Genomic DNA, 18,887 nt, shown 5'->3' on the forward strand with positions numbered 1-18,887 from the left:
ATATGACTACACAAGAAGCAAAACAAATCAGGATTGCAGACTATCTGCAAAGTCTGGGTTACACACCCGTAACGCAACAGGGCAACAGCCTTTGGTACAAATCACCGCTGAGAGAGGAAGCCGAAGCCTCGTTTAAGGTAAACACCGAACTCAACAGGTGGTACGACTTCGGTATCGGCAAGGGCGGCAACATCATCGCACTGGCACAGGAACTCTATTCCTCTGACTATGTGCCTTACCTGCTCAACAGGATAGCGGAACAGGCTCCACACGTCCGTCCCGTGTCTTTCTCTTTTCGCCAACAGGCATCCGAGCCATGTTTCCAACAGTTGGAGGTACGAGAACTCACGCATCCGGCATTGCTCCGCTACTTGCAAGAGCGTGGAATAGACACCGCATTGGCAAAACAGGAATGTAAAGAACTGCGCTTCGTCCATAATGGCAAACCCTATTTCGCCATCGGCTTCCCGAATGTCGCAGGAGGTTATGAGGTGCGCAACCAATTTTTCAAGGGCTGTATCGCACCGAAGGACATCAGCCACATCCGGCATCCGGGAGAACCGAGGGAAAAATGTATGGTATTCGAGGGCATGACGGACTATCTCTCCTTCCTCACGTTGAGGATAAGGAACTGCCCGACCATGCCCAACCTTGACAGGCAGGATTACGTCATCCTCAATTCGATTGCCAATGTTTCCAAAGCCATAGATGTGCTGCACGGATATGAGCGCATCCACTGCCTGCTCGACAATGACGAGGCAGGAAGAAAAGCGTATCATAATTTGGAAATTGAGTTTGCCGGAAGCATCCGGGACTTCTCCCACAACTATCACGGGTATAAAGACCTGAACGATTACCTGTGCGGAAAGCGGCAGAATTTAGTCGTCAATCCACCGCCGCGAACCATCGTTAAACCCAAGAAAAAAGGGTTGGGATTATGACATCACGACCGGAAAAAACGGGAGATGCTCGAAATTCATCCTCCGGGAATCGTGGGGTAGCAAGTTTGTGTTTCGGGACACCCGAAACCACTTGCTACCCACTCCCCGAATCGCAGGGAGCGGCATCCCGTTGGTCTATACATTAACTGCAATAACAACACTTGAAAATGGAACATAAGGAAGATAAAAAGCGTAACAAGGGCGGTCGCCCGAAGAAAGGGACTACCGATAAAATGACATACCGTGTCGCCGTGAAGATGACGGCGGCAGACTACTTCCGTCTGCTGACACGGGCGCATGAGGCAGGTGTGTCGCCGAGCGGATACATGAGGGAATGTTTCCAAAACGGTCATGTGAAGGAACGGCTGTCGAAAGAACACTCCGAGCATGTGCGCAAGCTCTGCGGCATGGCGAACAACCTCAATCAGCTTGCACGCAAGGCAAATGCCGGAGGGTTTTACGATACTCATTGGGATTGCAAGGTGGCGGTGGCAAGGATTCATGAACTTATCAGCAAGATTGGTATATGATGGCGAAGATTGTAAAGGGGAGCGACTTCAAGGGTGTGGTGGACTACATCCTTGACAAGAACAAGGGTACAAAGACAGTGGCATGCGATGGCTTGTTCATGGAGAACAAGGACACCATTGCCATGAGTTTCAATGTCCAGTCACAGATGAACAGCAAGGTGGCAAAACCTGTCGGGCATATCGCCCTGAGTTTCTCCAAAGAGGATGAGCCACGCCTTACAGACCGTGCAATGGCAGGCATCGCACTTGAATATATGGAGCGGATGGGTATCCGGAACACGCAGTATCTCATCGACCGGCATTTCGACAAGGAACATCCGCATGTGCATATCGCTTTCAACCGTATCGACAATGACGGCAATACCATTTCAGACCGGAACGAACGTTTGCGCAGTACCCGTGTATGCAAGGAACTTACTTTGAAATACGGCTTGTATATGTCAAACGGAAAAGAAAACGTCAAGCGCAACCGCCTGAAAGAGCCGGACAAGACGAAATATGAGCTGTACGACATTCTCAAAACAGAAGTCGGCAGGTGCGGCAACTGGAACGTGCTTGTCTCCAATCTGAAGCGGCAGGACGTGGATGTGCATTTCAGACACAAGGGACAGACCAACGAGGTGCAGGGTGTGGTTTTCACCAAGAACGGCTACCACTTCAACGGCTCCAAAGTGGACAGGCGTTTCAGCTATTCCAAGATTGACGCTGCCATGCAGCGCAACAGGAACGAGGAGCGCATGAGGTTGATGCCAAACGGCTATGGTGCAGATGCGCAAAACGTACCGTCAGACACAGCCAAGGGCGAACTGTTCAGCGGTTCATTGGGATTGCTGAACGGCAACGCTGCGTTCTACAACGCCGCTGATGCGGAAGCCAATCAGGAGATGGCCGAGATGCTTCGCAGGAAGAAGAAACGCAAACGGGGAATGAGGTTATAATTATTTGTGATATACTACAGATGGTGTTCGAATAGGGGGTGTACTTGATTATTGTGCACTGACGGTGCTATTGTAAACCTAATTCGTCCTTTAGTTTTAAGATACGCTCGTTTAATCGTTTCTCTGTAAACTCTTTAGAGGACATACAGTAAACTTGCATATTTCCACAAATTAGAAAGCAAACTTGCCCGATGAATACCGTAATATGATGCAATGTTCTGTCATCGAAGACGTATTCAGCTGACCGTTTTATTCCATGTGCAAGTTTGCCTCAATAAGCAAAAAGAAGTTTAAGAATACTTGTTAATGAAAACGCCCTATACTCATCTATAATCTTAGATTGAATCCAATTATATGCTTCATTATATTGTTTATTGAACGTATTTAGAGTATCCAACAAAGCAAATCTCAGTCTAATGCTTTTCTCAAATTCTTCTATTTGGTCCTTTTGCCGTGTTCTCCCATTTGAGAAACAGAACTCTAACAGCATATAAAAATGCAGATATGCCTGACGATATTGTTCATTATGAAGATACTCATTGGCTTCTCTAAAATAATTATATGGAATTAAAGCGTCTGGAATTAGTCTTTCGAGAAGTAAAATGCTTGACAGGTTAGATTGAGATAACAGTTTCTTTTTAGGCGATTTATATTGTTTCTTCATGGAATAAACGATGTTTAAATCTTGAAAAATATCTTTTCCTGTATACCATGTCAATTCAACTGTTTCTCTATACAAAATCTTAGTTATTCCATAGTGAAAACCACCTAAAGCTTCAATCTGCTGGAGTTGTTTAATATAATCTCGATAAACAGACTCATCTGGAGCAATGGGATAGGATGAATCATTCTTATATCGAATTTGCAAAGGGCTTCCATTTGGCAATAGTTTAATTAATGATATTTTGTATGTTCCATCTTCTATGAAAATAGATACTTGATAACCATCTGAGTAACTACAAATGGGACATTGAAGCACAAAATCACCTAAGATAACAGCTTTTACTCCGAAATATATACTCATAAGTTTTTATATGTAATAACTATAAATGATATCAAATACATTTTCACATGTATTTTAGTCCGTTCTATCAGATAATTATTTTTGTGATTTATTAGTTTCCCAATCTTTTGCGACCTCCGTCAATCCATATTTTTGCTTGGGATGGTTGGGCTGGTCGGGATATAGCCGTTCTAAAGTTCCATCAGCTAATGCCGGAAGAATATAATTCTCTCGGAAACGTTTAAGGCTCTTCAATCCGCATAACTCCATTATTTCTTTCATATCTGCATAGCCATCAGGCATAATTTCTATGAGCTTACGTACTTGGGTCGTACTTGGGTCGTACTTAAGTCGTACTTGGGTCCTGCTTGGGTCGTCGTTAGACATTTCATCTGTTGGGCGTTTGAACGTGACAATCACGAAGCCGCCGTCCCATCGCCATATGGGTTCTTCCACGCCTTGTTCTCGACAGGCATCCATGATGCGCTTGGCTCCCGATCCCCAATTTTCCAGATAGGTGGATTTGTAGAGGGCTTCGGCAATCTTCAGATTGTATGGATATGACTCATGTGGCTCTTTGATGGACTCGGGTGTAATCTGTGGAGGGAATATTCCCGGATTCGCAATTTCTATGCGGTCATCGTAGATTGCAATGCTGTTAGTCAGGTTATACTTCTCCCATTGACGGTGGCAAAGCGAGTTTATAAGAGCTTCCCTCAAAGCCTTGTATGGTACTTCAAGATGTTCCTCTCGCTGTAAGCTATGATTAGTTATCTTGCCTCCGAGATTAAGATGTTTGAAGAAGAACGCCATTCCTGCATCGAGGAGGTCGAAAAAGCCTCCCTCAACACGCTGATTGTCGATAAACTCATTTTATCAGTTCCCACAAAACGAGCCATCCTCAACCTGAACTGAGGGAATTCATCTATATTATCGGAAAACAACATCGCGGCACCATTGGTCGGCACATCGTTTTTCAAAAGCTTCCATTTAGCCAAAGTATCCTCAATTGAATCACTCATGGCACTTGCCGGAATACGTCCACCCTCTACACCAAGACGTATGCAGCCTCGGATATGTTTTTCATTCAAATCCGCAAGAGTGATACTATCTGCCATTTGACTTTCCCATGAATAAATCTGAGGCTGATGCGCACGAATACGCTCGTCATACATATCCTGCGGCATGACTTTCGTAGTGCTCTCGACTTTATAATAAGGACACCCATGAAAGGTATGCGGACGCTCACCCCATACCCAGCCGTCAAAGTGCATTGCAATGACCTTATTACCAGGATACTCCGGGACATCAACATACTCGACATGAACATCAACAGCCGGCTCCAATCCCGCCAAAGCCTGTGCTATCTCCTGCTGTGTCTTGTCAGTCACTTCCTGTCCGATAACCTTCAAAGATTTTGGAGCAACTCCAAATATCAGCCAACCGCCCTCAGTGTTGAGAAACGCACACGCCGAGTGCATACCGTCTTTCAACTCACCGGTAGTCTTCTTCAGCTCCAGAGTCCGCGACTCGTCGGAAGCAATGAGTTTCTTTATATCGTCAATCGTCATAGTTGTATTCATTATTTAATATGGCACTGCCATCTCAATAATATCTCCTAATGCTTGATTAGGCTTATCATCTCCATTTCCTGTCAAAGATTTAAGAAGTAAATCGTTAATTAACTTTTCAGTCAAGACAACCCCACGTTTTGAAGCGAGATTATTAGCGAAAAGAAGTTGATAGTACATAATTCTCAACTTCCGAGGGGTTATATTATGTGTTATATTCCTTTCTATAAATTTACTAATAATTGCATACAGTTCCACATCAGATAGAGTAATAGGGGACTCTTGGGATTTAGCTACATATAAGGCTCCCTCCTGTATATCTATATTAAACAGAGTTTCACTAATCACTTCAATTTTATCTGAATCATTGAAGGATATCATTTTTTGAAGATACTCTTTAAGTTGAGACGTACCAAGTTTGGCTAAACCCATTCCAAAAATAAATACTTTGTCTATTTGCTCTCTAATATTATCGGTATTTAAATCTGTGCCATTATCTCTATATACAGCCTTATATCCATCCATGAGCTTATCAATATCAATGCTGCAAATAACTATCAAGCGCTCTCTGATTTTCTCATTTTCAAGCACTGTACGCAAAGAATCTACTATGCTAACCATTTTCTCTGTAGAGCTTCTATCAATATCATCTACGCATAATAAAACTTTGTCTTTCCTCCATTTAAGTATCCTCAACAAAACCTCAAGGTCGGACTCTATTGCGTTCTGAATCCCCAAACATTCATTGTATGATTTTCTTTTAGTGTATTTCTGAATAATCTTTAAGGCAGAAATAGGATTGTCTCTAAGTGTCAAGATAAAGGAGATTATAACCGAAACAATAGAGCCTATGCCACCTATTGTTACGAAATTACTCATGTCAGCTATTATTTGTGGCTTCGTATTAAATATCATTCCAAAGCCACAAGATAACGAAATTAGTAATAACAATACAAAAATCTTATATGAAATAACATATTTTGTTATATAAAGCCAGCCTTTTTGCCACCAAGAGGTATGTTGATATATGGTTTCATATAAATATGCCCATATCGCAGGTGTATCCTGATATTTCCATGCGTTAAACTTGATGACTTTATATCGTTTAGTATCAGACTCTCTCCAAACTTTAAGTCTGCCAGGCCATTTAAGATTGCGCTTCTCTAATTGTTGAAATACAAAGTTTAGGAAATAGCTTTTCCCTCGCCCCCATGGGGCAAAGACTCCAATCATGGGGATATTCTCAGACTTACTTTCAACAATTTTATCAAGCTGCATAATAAAGCAGTCCGCTATATCTCCAATTGAAAAACAAGGTTCTACATCTAAGTCTTTAATGATTTTTACATTTTCTTGTGGTTTAAAGACATTGATGAAATCTATGCCCACAGTAGTGTTATCTTCTGTTGGTTTTTCATTAGTATCATCAATTTTAAGTGACCCATTTTGAACAAGTTTTGATGTATCCTGTAAACCATCTATCACTAAATCTTCTTGGCTCAGTAGATTCTCTTCTACATACTCAATACCATCAGCTGTAAGCATCATAACGATACCATCACCACCTTCAAAAAAGGTAACATTGATATAACCAGAATCTTTTAAGCTCTGAGCGGCAGAAGATAGTTGTGATAATGAATCGTATATAATTCCACGTTCTTTACATAATTCGGTTAGCTGGATTGCACCAGTTCTGTTTTCCTTATATCTATTGTAAAGCGAAACCAACAGATTTGCTTTTAATTCTTTTATTGTCATGGCTAACTATATATTACTTAACTTACGGCTCTGCCGCTATTAATGGTGCATCATACGGATCATCATATCCGCGTGGAACACTATACGAGTTCTCTTTGAAATTCTCTACCTGTTCAAGCACTTTGTCAAAGACGAGGCCATCCCATTCTGGCGGATAACCGTTTTTCCAGAAAAGTTTTGTCAATTGGTTGGCAAGACGGTCGCGAACTTTCGAGTTGTTGAGCCAGTCAGCGTAAAGTGATGAGTCATCAACAAGCTCCTTTATCTTTTTAGCGAGTTCAAGACACTTTTCATTGGGATATTCAAAAGGAGGTTCGGCATTATCCCTCACCTCAATTAGAATGTCGTAGAAAGCTTTTTCTTGGAAAGAGATGCCGAGTTTCTTAAACTCCATCTTGTCGGTCTGGAGTTCGCCGAACAATGATTTTAGTTTATCGGTAAGAGTCCTGATGCGGTCTTCAACCATACCAACCGTAGAATTTACGGCCTGACCGGTCACTTGATTGACGTATGTGAGTCGGTCACGGTTATGGTATTCCTCAATAGTGGCTTGAAGGAGCTTGTAGAAGTGCTCGGCACGGCTCTTGTTTGTTTTCTTATACTCCTTGATAGCTTTGCGAAGGAGCTTGACAAGAAGTTCAAATTTCGTGCATGGCATCTTCACGTCTTCAAGCTCCTTAAGGAAATCATCGCCATAAATATCAATCTCGCCTTTCATGTCGAAGATGGTTTCAACGCTACTGCACGAGATAGCCTCTTTTACCATTTGTTCCACATGGCGGTTCATACTCTCCACATCGTGATGGCTGTCGGTAATCTTGATGAGGTATGAATATACACCCATCAGTAACTGCGCCCATGTCACTTCTTCATCGGACAACACACCGGCGGGATTACAAATGTTGTAAGCCGCTTTAAGCCGCTTGACGTGTGACTTAAATGCCGTCGTTGCTTTTACGTTACCTTCATATTCCACGCCTTTGGTTTCTTCCATAAGAAGAAATTCCACCGCACTTTGCAAGCATTGGAGTCTGGCGAGAGCATTGTCGCCGAAGAAATCGGAGAAGTCGAAGCCATGCGTAATCTGACGCAGGATTTTAAGCTCGTTACGGAACGCATCAAGTGCAAGGTTTACATTGCCTACTTCTCCCGGCTCGTCTCCACCATACTTTTTCATAGCTTGTTGAAGATTGGAGTGGATGCCGAGATAGTCAATGATGATGCCGTTTTTCTTCGTATCACCACTAATGCGGTTGCCGTCTTCATCAAGCACGACATTCGAGAACTTGCGGTTTACCCGGCTGATAGTCTGAATAAGAGTATGCTTTTGCAAAGGCTTGTCGTTGAAAAGCATATTAAGGCTTGGCACATCGAAGCCCGTAATCCACATATCAACAACTATCGCGATTCGGAAGTTACTTCGTTCGTCTTTGAACAACCGGTCGAGGTCTTTGCGATGCTGTTTGTCCCCAAGAAGCTTGTACATAGCCTTGTTATCGTTCTTGTCGCGGGTGGCAACAACATTCACAAATGGCACGGCCTCCATTGAGTGGAGTTCATCTTCCGAATACCACGACTCATCAAGTGCCTTGACTGACTTGCCCCATTCCGGTCGCAACATTATTATAGCATTGTATAGGTCATAGGCAATCGTGCGCTCATTGCATACAATCATTGCCTTTTGAAGCAATTCCGGCTGGTCTTCTGTGCGCTTGTCGTAATACGCGATGATATCACGCGCCATACGTTCAAGACGGTCGGGGTTGCCAAGAATGACGTTAAGGCTCAACATTGCACGTTTACTTGTGTCTATGTCATCGGTCTTCGCACCTTCTTCCTCACAGGTTTTATAGTATTGCTCTATAAGATTGCTTTGCTCCTTGTCAAGATTCACATGAACAAGCCGAGGTTCATAACTGATATCAACGGTAATATCATCTTCCCGAGCCTGACGCATGGAATAGCTGTCCACAATACCACCGAAAACATGAATGGTTTCGTCAATGGGAGTTCCGGTAAATCCCACGTATGTGGCATTTGGGAGTGCATCACGCAGATACTTTGCAAAGCCGTATGTGATAAATGCGCCAAGTTTGCTGTCGTCAGTCGGGCAGACAGCTTCTTTGTCGTCTTTCTTACGGTCTATGATGCGGAGCTTTGAACCTGTATTGTTTTGAGTACGGTGTGCCTCGTCGGATATGCAGATGATGTTGCTGCGATTGCTCAAAAGTCCGGTTTCCGACGAGAATTTCTGAATAGTGGTAATATAAACGCCGCCCTGTTCACGCATGGAAAGTTCCTTTCCCAAATCCTCGCGGCTGTCGAAAGTCCTGACCGCGCCATTGCTAAGGAATTTCACGGAGTTTGCAAACAGTTTCCCCGTCTGGGTTTCGAGGTCTTCGCGGTCAACGATGATGAGAACCGTAGGACTACCGACTTTGTCCTTGCAGCGGAGAGCAAGCTGGCGGGCGAGGAAAAGCATGGTGTAGGTCTTGCCACAACCGGTAGCGCCAAAGTAGGTGCCGCCCTTGCCGTCACCGCCATGCGAGCGGAGATGAAGCATAATGTTGTCACGAAGCCTGCGTGTCGCGAAGAATTGCGGATAACGGCACACCACCTCTATTTCTTTCCCCTCGTTTTCCTTCTGCATGGCATATTCCTTATCGGGGAAATAAACAAAATCGCGGATAATGCTTACAATACGCTTGGGAGCAAGTGCGCCCTTAATCAAGGAGCGCAACTCGTCCACTCCTTTTGCGGGCTTATCTTCGTTATTAACTTTCTTCCAAGCGTAGAAAAATTCGTAGTCGGCAAACACGTTGCCGATGCGCGAATTAGAGCCGTCTGAAATAATCGCAAGCGAGCAGTATTTCAGCAGATTCATAATGTCCCGGCGATAACGCACGGTGATTTGCGAGTGGGCATCGCGGATGGTAGCGTTGGCGTCAATAGGATTTTTCAATTCGAGAATGGCAACAGGAATACCATTGATGAAAAGCATCACATCGGGTATTCGGGTCTCTTGCCCTTGGTGCATCTCAAACTGATTGACTACACGAAAGATATTGTTATCCCAACATTCGAAGTCGATATAGTCGAAATGGAAAGCGCTTTTGCGCCCGTCCGGATATGAAAAGTCGAAGCCGTCACGATAAAGTTCAACCGCGTTGAAAGTGGCCTCGTAGTCGGTAACACCGCCGATGTTGCGTAGGCGGGCAACGACGGTATGAATCTCATCATCGGTAAGCCCTTGGTCGGCATAGCGAAATTTGATGAAGTCCCGTAAATCGTCTTCGATAAGGGCTTCATCGACACGGCGGTTGTGAACCTGTTCGCCGTGAGTGTACTGCCACCCTTCAGCTTGGAGCAGTTCCACTACCGCTCTTTCGTATTCGCTCTCGTAATATTTTCCGTTTCGTGGCATAGGCTATGAATGTATGATGTGCTGCATCAGGGCAGGACAGATTGATTTAAGTTGTTGTGTCGCTTCCTCGGCTATTTCCTTGGCTCGTCGGGCACAATGGTACAGATCGATAAGAGCTTGTTGAATATGTATGGGTGGGACAGGTACTTCAATTTGAGAAATGTCAGCGACTCTGCAATATTCACGAGCAGACCCCCAACCTAAAAATTCACAATGACGAGCAAATTCATCTCGTTTTATGAAGATATTGAGAAGTTCAGGATAGATATAATCATTTATAATTTCAAAGATTTCATATAAAGAAGAACATATACCTTTATCTATATCAGTGTTAAGAGCGATAGAGTTAACTTCCATACGAGCAGGATTAAATACGAAATCGTTTTTATAAAACACGTTATATTTTGAAAGGTCTGCGTCTTTTTGTTTAGGGTTAATGAATCCTTCACGAGAAACGCCACGAATAGGCAAAACAGCATCGCCATCATATTTTTCTCTGCGTTGTCGTATAAATTCGCCCATTTTCTTTTTGGGCATCGAGTGCTTCAATTCATCCATTTTGGCTTGGCAGATGTCGAGGAGTGGTTGCGCGATTGCTTCGTTCTCCTCTTTAAGACGGCGAAGCCCCTGCCAAATATCCACTATTTCCTGCTGACGCTCGATATCCGGCTCTCCATTCTTATAGGGTACAGGGATTTTAATGTCGCAAAATGTATTCCAAGAAAGTGTCTCTCGTGCACTTCCCCACGAATGGAAGCGAGCAAACCGATTAAAATCTTGCCTTGTAAACCAAAGGAATAAATATTCTGGAGTAATATTGTTCCTAAATATGTGGAAAGTTGTGTAAATTGATGAAATAAGATAAGATTCCTTTGAGTCATTGAATGCTAATGCAATCTTATCTCCACGACGAGAAGTATCGGGAACATACGCAAATTCCTTAGGCTTAACAATTTTATAGGATGTCAATGATATGCCCTCAAGATTCGCTTTCGTTGGTGTGAATACTTTATCCACGCTAATCCCTCTGACATTCTTCTCTGTCAAAGTATTGGTACGATTCCTGTCATCCAATTGCTGAATGAAATCGCCAAGCCTAACCCATCGTATTTCCTTACTCTGCGTCATTAGTCGGATGTTTAGGAAGTTTTGCAGAGTTGCGTTCAATTTTCTTCTCATTAGACGCGACTCTGCGCTCAATTTTCTTGATGTCTTCGGCGGGTGGAAGCTCTTCCGGACGAATACCGCGCTGTCCGAGCATGGAACGAACACTGCGATTGTTGCCGCAATGTTCCTCGGTAATAGAAGCCTCACCGTGTAAATCCTTTTGCTCAACATTGTAGTTGGTCATTTCGGTAGCGAGGTTCTTGGCTGCAATTGTCAGAGTCGGTAGATAGTCGGCAAGGGCACCGGACTTAACGCCTAAACGCCTTTTCATCATTTCGGTGGTAAATCCGCCGAAAAGCACCGTATCACCTTTTGAGCGTATGCGCCCGAAACCTTTGTCATCAACGCCACGCTCGTAGATATTCTGCGAGAGTTGCTTCTCGGAAGCACGAAGTCTGTCTCGAGCCTCAATTCGTGCTATATGGTTGATATGCTCGGCAATCAATTCTGCCCTGCGAGTTTGCACGGCGAAATAGCCTTGCGCGAATGCGACTTCCTCTTTCTTCGGGTCTCCGTTTTGAGCTATCAGATAACAGGCAAAACGAGTAAGCATGAAGTCTTGTATGTTTCGCTTCGCTCCACTGCCAAGAGTGACCATTTTCGTGACCTCACGAAAATGGTCATCAATGTTGATATTCTGCGATTTGCATGATTCGATAGCCCGATTGATGGCTACTTGGAAATTCTCCCATCTGGCATAGCCGAGAAGTGGCTGAAGGTCGCGTGCAAACCATACTTCCATGTCGTTACCCTCGTCGTCTTTGATGATTTGGGTAATGCCATTGAACGTTGATGTATGTTGGGTTACTTTGATTAAGTCCATGGTATCAGAATTATTTGACGCTATAGCCTATGGCATTGAATGCGTTGATTAAAGATTGGCGGTTCTCCTCCTGACGGGCGAGAAGGTCTTTTACTTTTGCCCCGGCATCAGCAAGCACTGCATTGAAGTCAAGTTCGTTATCCCGGTCAACAAACTCAATGTAGCGACTTGGTACGAGGCTCCAGCCGTTTTCTTCGATGGTTGTTGAGGAAACAGAACGATATAACTCCGGCTGTTCGTAGTTGCACGGCTCAGCCGTTGTCTGCCAGTCGGTATAAATCTTATGCGCTGCCGCTATCTGTTCAGGTGACAGCTTGACGAATCTCTTTTCGTAGATATTATTGTTCCAAGAGCGCAAGTCCACGAAAAGGACTTCTCCCTTGCGGTCACGCAGTTTGCGGCCATTCTCTATGCCGCCTCCTTTATTCTCGTTCAGAATCCAAAGAGTAACAGATATGTCAGTGGCGTAGAACATTTCGCGGGGCAGGACGATAACGGCTTCAATCTTGTCATTACGTATAAGGTTCTCACGAATTTTGACCGTGTCTTCATCATCGAGAGCACCATTGGCAAGGAGAAAACCGGCACGGCCTTTACCCGGTTTCAGTTTGGAAAGCATGTGCAGAATCCAAGCAAGTTAGCATTGCTTTCGGGAGGAGTGCCATAATCTTTCCAACGCAAGTCGTTCTCAAGGCTCGAATCGTACCACTTCTTGAGGTTGAACGGTGGGTTTGCCATGATGTAGTCGAAAGTGCGACCACGATGCTGATCATTGGTGAAAGTAGAAGCGTGGCGGTCGCCAAGATTATAGGATAGACCACGGACTGCCAAATTCATCTTTGCGAGGCGGTAAGTTGTCGGGTCGGACTCCTGGCCATAGACATTTATGCCAAGAGTGTTTCCTCCATGCTGTTCCACAAATTTGGCACACTGAACAAACATACCGCCGGAGCCGCAACAGGGATCATAAAGAGTGCCGTCGAAAGGTTCAATAAGGGTTGCTATCAATTCAACAATGGATTGAGGGGTATAAAATTCGCCGTCCTCCTTATTTGCATTGATGGCAAAAGCTTGCAAGAAGTATTCATACACATGACCAATCAAGTCGCGCTCCTTAAATTTTTTATGTGATATCTTGTCGATTTCGTCCATCACCTGCTTAATGACGTTGCCTTCCGTACCTGAGTTTACAAACAGGGCAGAAGGCAGGGCGTTTTTAAGCTGAGATTCAGAATCCATCAATTTTGTTGTAGCATCGTCGAGAGCAACTGCGATACTCTTAGGCTCAATCAATTTAAGCGACTCCCAATCGGTTTGTGTAGTAAGCATAAACACACCTTTCTCACCGAAAGCAGACCGTTTGGAAGTGATAAGCATTTCGGCAAATTCCGGGTCATCCTCATTCTCCTTGCGAATCTCATCGCATCGGTCGTGATAGCGTTCTGAAATGAATTTGAGGAACACAAGCGTAAGAAGCATATCACGCTTGTCTGTAAGCGAGGCACGACCGCGCAGGGAGTCGCGACAACTGAACAATATATCTTCGAGGACTTCCTCTTTATTTTTCTTCGTAATAGCTTTCTTTGCCATAATCAGTCATTGTTACCGCCATTTATCAGTTGGCGTGGATCAATTTTTAAAAGTTCTGCAATCTTCACAAGCATATCAAGGGAGGGCTGCATTCGGTTGGAGCACCATCGGGAAACTGTGGCCTCGTTTTTCCCTACTTGTTCGGCCAACCACTTCCCGGTTTTTCCGTTCTCGACTAATACAACCTTAATCCTGTTGATTTTTCGCGATTCCATATCACTTAGCTTGTTGATGAATTACAATACTTTGACATTGAACGCAAAAGTACAAATTTAATTTGAGATATACGCCTTTGATACTCAAAAAAAGTGGCTTAAACGCAATATTGTCCTAAATAAATTTTGAGCATGAGCTAACTGACTATACTGTTAAGTATAGCCTCGAGAGTTCAAAATCAATCCCCCCTAATCGTTTTCGATGGTTTCGGGAGGTGGTGTAAATGGTTGATCAAGCCATTTTTGGAGGTCGATTTTGGTAAATGTGTTCAGCCGGAGCGTGACCACAAGGTTAGCCAATGCCCATTTGTATCTTGCGATGTGCTTTAGCCATGTCAGAATCAGCATTGTAGTCATAGCAGTCCATATTTGGGTCTCTACGGCATTGCGGGATGTGCCGATAAAGCCCTTGATGCGTAGCAGTTGCTTGAGGTTGCGAAAGAAGATTTCTATGTTCCACCGAGCCTTGTACAGAGCCGCTATGCTTGATGCTGCCAATGTGAAGTTGTTTGTGAGTAACTCAATTTCAAAACCGTGTTCATCGTTCCATACTGCGATGCGACGTAAACGTTTGGGATATTTGGATTTGGCCGCCGAGAGTTCGAACTCGATTATTTCGTCAATAAGTACATTCTGAGCGTGTTTTTCAGGCAAAGGCAACTCCTCTATGGATTTGTACCGGATATTGTCTTTATGACGCACTACAAAGAACACGTTGCTGCTGTCCCAATTATTCAGCAATGAGTAGTCACAGTAGCCTCGGTCGGCTACTACAATACTATACGGATGTAACTCAATATCAAAAGCAGCTTTGTTGTCGGTGGTTTTGCCATCGGTGATATTCACGAACTCCGGCAAAAGACTGTCATAGTCCAATAGCGTGTGCATCTTGACCGCCCCCTTGGTGGTAGTGTAATGTGCCCAGTCATATATTGACAGAGTCAATGACACCAATGTGGAGTCGAGCAGTTTTATCGGCATCTTGAAACGGAACTTTCTTCGTTGCCATAGGGCTTGCTGTCCGAAATACTGAAACAACGAGTAGAATATGCCGCGAAAAACCGAACTGTCTCGGTTGGCGTTCTGATATGCTACCGTTGACTTGGATGGTGCACGATTGATTCCCAAATGATTGAGGTTGCCGGTGGCTGATTTCAGCCCGTTTGAGATATCTCTGACTGAATCACATCCTGAGAATTGGCTGAAAATCATGCTAACAAACTGACTCCATGTATTGTAGCCCTTACAATGCTTGTCTGACCCCGAAGATTTTATGATTTTCCTGATATTTTCTTTCGGGAGATGTGATATTACCTGTGCGAAAAGTGTTATATTTGCCATAGGAAGTAGATGAGTTGGTAGCTCGCTACTAAGGTAGTCATTTTACCTTAGTTCTACTTCCTTTTTATTTGTTCTCCCAATTTATTTAGGACAATATTGGCTTAAACGGCAAAATTTATCCGTTTTGTCCATTCTTCTGTATTACGAAAGACATGGTATGCTTCTCTTTTGTGCGTTTGCCTTGTTCGACTGTTATTGACCACTCTATTGAGAGATAAGAGAAAAATCTATAGACCTTATAATTGCGTTTTGGATTTTTATTGCTACTTTTGCACCAAGACGATAGGTCGTGTTAAGCAACTTGCAGCAAAGCGCAGAAATAGACACGGTTGCCAATTCGTTATCCAAATTTCTGCCGTTCTTCCGAACCTCCTATGCTTAAAGAGGTTATAAGATTCTTCCAGAATTACACAAAAATTACATGGCAATCGGAGAGTTTTCATATAAATCCGGGAAAAACAGACGTGCCGCTTTACAAGAATGATAGGTTTCAAGAAGTACAAAAACGATGCGTACAAGAAAAATTTCACCGTTTGTCATGGAATCTATAGCCAAAGCCCAGCATCAAATTATTGGGATCTTTAAACTTGCTCAACTGGTATCCTACGTGCAGAAATAAATGGCGCGTAACGTAAGTTTTGAGAGCGAGAATTTGGTAGAAACCCTTCGTATCATCTCCACTGCATATCAGGTTTCGCCCAAGTCCGGCATTGATTGAGAAAATAGGCATCACCAGTTCCGCCCGAAGGGACAGCCCCACAGCAAATTGCTTCCGGAAAGGAGGATGATGAAACTTTAATCCATCCGAATAAGTTCCTTCCAATTTATAATCTTTGATATTAGCACTCTCGTCATACTGCGCATCCACGGAGAGTCCCGCCCGGAAATAGTTGTTGAGATTGTACATCGGAGCAAAATTGAGACCTACAATACCAAATGAACCGGGAACCAAACTCGGCACATTGTCTTTGACGAATCCTTTTTTGCGGGTGGCACCATATACTACCAAATCATAGCTGACATGCGGCTCTATAAAAAGCCGTTTGGAGTCCACTGCTCCTGATGCGCCATCTGCAGCGTCAAAGATACGTACGACGCCGACTCTTCCCCCAATCACATTGAGTCCACCATTGGGATAATGTGTATTCCCGTTGGAAAAATGAGTTAAATCCACACCTGCCGCAAGCTTCCATTGCGGATGAAGTTGCCAATTCAGAAAAAATCCCAGATTGATGTATGCATTGATTTCAGAACCGATTGCCATATTCCTTTGGTTGTATAGTTCGTCATATTTCCTCCAACCGAAAGAAGCTCCGAAATTCCACTCATAGTCTAACGAAAGACGACGGGAAAGCTGCATAAGAGGCGCACCCTGAAATACATACACATTCACCGGATTTCCCAGTTCATCAGGACGGGAAAAAGTATTATATGAAACACCGACACCCTGATAAGCATGAGAATACAGCTTGCCCAAATAGGAATTTGGGCTGAACCGGAAAGTGTACTTCAGATGTAGGGAAAGTGATTGGTCGATGGCTTTCTGCTGCGCATTGTCTCCCGCGAGGAAACTGTTCGTCGGAGCCACATAGCCCGGACGGATTTCAAAACCAATCTGATGGATTAGTGCATGATTCGCACTGTCATTCCGTTGGCTGACAGGCTCCGAGACAGTCTGAGCATTCAGTATCCCGTCAACAGCCGGAAGCGCCAGTAAACAAATAATGTACAATAAGCGTCTGGTATTCATATTTCTATTTATGGATATTTTCGCGTGTCACCTTATGATTTACAGGCATTTTGCTTTCCAGCATACCAGTTATGATCCGCTGTTTCCCGGTCTTGGGATGAGTGGCATAAAGGGTGTATTCCGTTTCAAACCATTCATAAACTATCAGCAAGCTGATACGCTGAGTGGAAAAAGGCGGAATAGGAATCTCTATCTGCTCCGTATTTGGGAAAGGCAACATTTGCTGTGTAGAAGTATATTGCGCCTGCTTACCGTGCATTGCCAATTCTTCGTTCTCAATGCTTGGTATCTCTACTGTCGGGATATCTCCTCCCAGTAGCTGAAAAGCCTCGGGCTTATAGCTTTTGAATGCCACCTTATAATTAACATTCTCGTAAGGTTTCAACGAGTATGAAAAATCAATATCCCAACCGTTATTTTGCACAAAACTCTGTACCATCTCTATTTTCTGCGCATAAGAATATCCATTTAAAGAATAAGTGATACGATCGAGCACATATCTGTCTGATGGTGAGATATTGACGGATATTTCCTGTGCCTCATACTCGTTGCCCGCTATAAGTATGAGATGAAAATGAGCAGGACGGATATTTTCGCCCACTATAATTTTCAGTTCTTTGGGATTGCTGCGTTCGATGATGAAATCGGTCAGATTCTCATCACACACAATCTTGCCCAATCCTTTCAAGCACGGAATTTGTTCTTTCGCTATCAAGTTATTATCCGCATCGTAAACTTTATATTGACAGGAAAAGCTACTATCATAAGTATGTACTTCTAACAAATCCCAATTGGAGGATGCAAATTGAATAATTGCGGCATCACCGTTTCCGTCTAAAGCCAGTTCGGAATCGGAAGAACGGAAGTCGTCGACAAATACGTCACCGTTACAACTATAAAATACCAATGGAATAAGAAGATATACCATTAAGTCTATGCACTTTTTCATGCCATTGTCCTTTTGTTATTTTTGTCAAGAACAAAAGTAGTATATAAAATTAAAAACTCAACACTCTGTATTCAATTAATATTCAATTCTAATCAAAGAATCTCTTCTAAATAAAAATTGGTGATCGATGCTAAAAAACAATTGGAAAGGTATGTAACAAATGAATGGATCCCGCAAAATAAAGGAACAACAGAACTGAAGAGTATCGTATTGTCCTTTAAAGACAGGAAACTGATAAAAGCAGAAAAGGTATAAGGTCCCCTATATATAACCAAGGTATATCGAAAACATCTTTCCCGCTCTTCTTTCAACAGAGAGAAAAAATCGCTCAAAATAAGTGACACTATATTGTTGATAATCAACATACAACAAAATAACCACGAAATAAATGCGAAAAAATATCCTATTTTTTTCGCGAATTGTTTGTCAGTTTTAAAAAAGTTCCTACCTTTGCATCCGCAATCAAGAAACAAATACAGTTCAAGAAAGCAAAACGCAGAAATGCAACAATAGGATGGCCCGTTCGTCTATCGGTTAGGACGCAAGATTTTCATTCTTGAAAGGGGGGTTCGATTCCCCCACGGGCTACAAGTAAAAAGAATAAAGAACTAAAAAACAGATTAGTCGAGATGGCAAATCATAAATCATCACTGAAAAGAATCAGACAAGAAGAGACAAGAAGACTTCATAACAGATATTATGCTAAGACCATGAGAAATGCTGTTAGGAAGCTTCGTGCAACTACTGATAAAGCAGAAGCAGTTGCAATGTACCCAGGCATTACGAAGATGTTGGATAAGTTGGCTAAGGTGAATATCATTCACAAAAACAAAGCTAACAATCTGAAATCCAAGTTAGCTCTTTATATTAATAAGCTCGCTTAATAA

15 protein-coding genes, 1 tRNA gene and 1 pseudogene are annotated in these 18,887 nt (G+C 43.2%); 5 read left to right on the forward strand and 12 right to left on the reverse strand.

Translation table 11 applies throughout. The features are described from left to right. Positions 1 to 2 precede the first annotated feature (2 nt). The 3 genes from AB9N12_RS06130 (at position 3) to AB9N12_RS06140 (ending at position 2,409) form a co-directional block, all read left to right on the forward strand. Positions 3 to 941 (forward strand): toprim domain-containing protein, encoded by a 939-nt coding sequence (locus AB9N12_RS06130; RefSeq protein ID WP_369890599.1) that lies wholly within the window; start codon positions 3 to 5, stop codon positions 939 to 941. A 167-nt stretch (positions 942 to 1,108) separates the two neighbouring features. Then, the gene (locus AB9N12_RS06135; RefSeq protein WP_369890601.1) at positions 1,109 to 1,471 is read left to right on the forward strand and encodes a MobC family plasmid mobilization relaxosome protein; all 363 of its coding nucleotides are present in this window, start codon (positions 1,109 to 1,111) and stop codon (positions 1,469 to 1,471) included. Continuing rightward, positions 1,468 to 2,409, forward strand: coding sequence for a relaxase/mobilization nuclease domain-containing protein (locus AB9N12_RS06140; protein WP_369890603.1), 942 nt, complete (start codon positions 1,468 to 1,470; stop codon positions 2,407 to 2,409). The genes AB9N12_RS06135 and AB9N12_RS06140 overlap by 4 nt, the downstream gene beginning before the upstream one ends. Before the next feature lie 271 nt (positions 2,410 to 2,680). Here AB9N12_RS06140 and AB9N12_RS06145 read toward each other — a convergent pair whose 3' ends face one another. From AB9N12_RS06145 to AB9N12_RS06200, 12 genes and pseudogenes are all read right to left on the reverse strand, one after another. Beyond that, a complete protein-coding gene (locus AB9N12_RS06145) occupies positions 2,681 to 3,433 on the reverse strand; it encodes a hypothetical protein (RefSeq protein WP_369890605.1) in 753 nt (250 codons plus the stop codon). Positions 3,434 to 3,508: 75 nt separating this feature from the next. Further along, positions 3,509 to 4,225: an ATP-binding protein gene (locus AB9N12_RS06150; protein WP_369890607.1), complete on the reverse strand. Its 717-nt coding sequence runs from the start codon at positions 4,223 to 4,225 to the stop codon at positions 3,509 to 3,511. Then, positions 4,183 to 4,995, reverse strand: a complete 813-nt coding sequence (locus AB9N12_RS06155) for a helix-turn-helix domain-containing protein (protein ID WP_369890609.1) — start codon at positions 4,993 to 4,995, stop codon at positions 4,183 to 4,185. Before AB9N12_RS06155 ends, AB9N12_RS06150 begins: the two co-directional genes overlap by 43 nt. 3 nt (positions 4,996 to 4,998) lie before the next feature. Next, on the reverse strand, positions 4,999 to 6,741 hold the full coding sequence (locus AB9N12_RS06160) for a P-loop NTPase fold protein (protein WP_369890611.1): 1,743 nt from the start codon (positions 6,739 to 6,741) through the stop codon (positions 4,999 to 5,001). Positions 6,742 to 6,763: 22 nt separating this feature from the next. Further along, complete coding sequence (locus tag AB9N12_RS06165) at positions 6,764 to 10,165, reverse strand: type I restriction endonuclease subunit R (RefSeq protein WP_369890613.1); 3,402 nt, start codon at positions 10,163 to 10,165, stop codon at positions 6,764 to 6,766. 3 nt (positions 10,166 to 10,168) lie between these two features. After that, positions 10,169 to 11,293 (reverse strand): restriction endonuclease subunit S, encoded by a 1,125-nt coding sequence (locus AB9N12_RS06170; RefSeq protein WP_369890617.1) that lies wholly within the window; start codon positions 11,291 to 11,293, stop codon positions 10,169 to 10,171. After that, on the reverse strand, positions 11,280 to 12,155 hold the full coding sequence (gene dinD, locus AB9N12_RS06175; protein WP_369890619.1) for a DNA damage-inducible protein D: 876 nt from the start codon (positions 12,153 to 12,155) through the stop codon (positions 11,280 to 11,282). The genes AB9N12_RS06170 and dinD overlap by 14 nt, the downstream gene beginning before the upstream one ends. A 10-nt stretch (positions 12,156 to 12,165) precedes the next feature. Next, positions 12,166 to 13,745 (reverse strand): annotated as a pseudogene (locus AB9N12_RS06180) (N-6 DNA methylase). Positions 13,746 to 13,747: 2 nt separating this feature from the next. Next, positions 13,748 to 13,960 (reverse strand): helix-turn-helix transcriptional regulator, encoded by a 213-nt coding sequence (locus AB9N12_RS06185; protein ID WP_369890621.1) that lies wholly within the window; start codon positions 13,958 to 13,960, stop codon positions 13,748 to 13,750. Between the two features lie 189 nt (positions 13,961 to 14,149). Further along, the gene (locus AB9N12_RS06190) at positions 14,150 to 15,301 is read right to left on the reverse strand and encodes an IS4 family transposase (protein ID WP_369890623.1); all 1,152 of its coding nucleotides are present in this window, start codon (positions 15,299 to 15,301) and stop codon (positions 14,150 to 14,152) included. Between the two features lie 526 nt (positions 15,302 to 15,827). Then, positions 15,828 to 17,063, reverse strand: a complete 1,236-nt coding sequence (locus AB9N12_RS06195) for an acyloxyacyl hydrolase (protein WP_369892824.1) — start codon at positions 17,061 to 17,063, stop codon at positions 15,828 to 15,830. Next, on the reverse strand, positions 17,056 to 18,000 hold the full coding sequence (locus AB9N12_RS06200) for a hypothetical protein (RefSeq protein ID WP_369890625.1): 945 nt from the start codon (positions 17,998 to 18,000) through the stop codon (positions 17,056 to 17,058). The genes AB9N12_RS06195 and AB9N12_RS06200 overlap by 8 nt, the downstream gene beginning before the upstream one ends. A 516-nt stretch (positions 18,001 to 18,516) precedes the next feature. Between AB9N12_RS06200 and AB9N12_RS06205 the strand changes: the two genes are divergently transcribed. Continuing rightward, positions 18,517 to 18,588 (forward strand) — tRNA-Glu (locus tag AB9N12_RS06205). A gap of 41 nt (positions 18,589 to 18,629) precedes the next feature. Beyond that, on the forward strand, positions 18,630 to 18,884 hold the full coding sequence (gene rpsT, locus AB9N12_RS06210) for a 30S ribosomal protein S20 (RefSeq protein WP_369890627.1): 255 nt from the start codon (positions 18,630 to 18,632) through the stop codon (positions 18,882 to 18,884). Positions 18,885 to 18,887: the final 3 nt, after the last annotated feature.

Origin of the sequence: Bacteroides sp. AN502(2024), from assembly GCF_041227145.1 — a bacterium.
Classification (GTDB): Bacteria; Bacteroidota; Bacteroidia; order Bacteroidales; family Bacteroidaceae; genus Bacteroides.

Coding starts and splice junctions, on each gene's coding strand:
- AB9N12_RS06190 (WP_369890623.1), bottom strand. CDS start 15,301: ATGGCAAATATAACACTTTTCGCACAGGTAATATCACATCTCCCGAAA.
- AB9N12_RS06165 (WP_369890613.1), bottom strand. CDS start 10,165: ATGCCACGAAACGGAAAATATTACGAGAGCGAATACGAAAGAGCGGTA.
- AB9N12_RS06185 (WP_369890621.1), bottom strand. CDS start 13,960: ATGGAATCGCGAAAAATCAACAGGATTAAGGTTGTATTAGTCGAGAAC.
- rpsT (WP_369890627.1), top strand. CDS start 18,630: ATGGCAAATCATAAATCATCACTGAAAAGAATCAGACAAGAAGAGACA.
- AB9N12_RS06200 (WP_369890625.1), bottom strand. CDS start 18,000: ATGAAAAAGTGCATAGACTTAATGGTATATCTTCTTATTCCATTGGTA.
- AB9N12_RS06145 (WP_369890605.1), bottom strand. CDS start 3,433: ATGAGTATATATTTCGGAGTAAAAGCTGTTATCTTAGGTGATTTTGTG.
- AB9N12_RS06150 (WP_369890607.1), bottom strand. CDS start 4,225: ATGGCGTTCTTCTTCAAACATCTTAATCTCGGAGGCAAGATAACTAAT.
- AB9N12_RS06170 (WP_369890617.1), bottom strand. CDS start 11,293: ATGACGCAGAGTAAGGAAATACGATGGGTTAGGCTTGGCGATTTCATT.
- AB9N12_RS06135 (WP_369890601.1), top strand. CDS start 1,109: ATGGAACATAAGGAAGATAAAAAGCGTAACAAGGGCGGTCGCCCGAAG.
- AB9N12_RS06160 (WP_369890611.1), bottom strand. CDS start 6,741: ATGACAATAAAAGAATTAAAAGCAAATCTGTTGGTTTCGCTTTACAAT.
- AB9N12_RS06130 (WP_369890599.1), top strand. CDS start 3: ATGACTACACAAGAAGCAAAACAAATCAGGATTGCAGACTATCTGCAA.
- AB9N12_RS06155 (WP_369890609.1), bottom strand. CDS start 4,995: ATGAATACAACTATGACGATTGACGATATAAAGAAACTCATTGCTTCC.
- dinD (WP_369890619.1), bottom strand. CDS start 12,155: ATGGACTTAATCAAAGTAACCCAACATACATCAACGTTCAATGGCATT.
- AB9N12_RS06140 (WP_369890603.1), top strand. CDS start 1,468: ATGATGGCGAAGATTGTAAAGGGGAGCGACTTCAAGGGTGTGGTGGAC.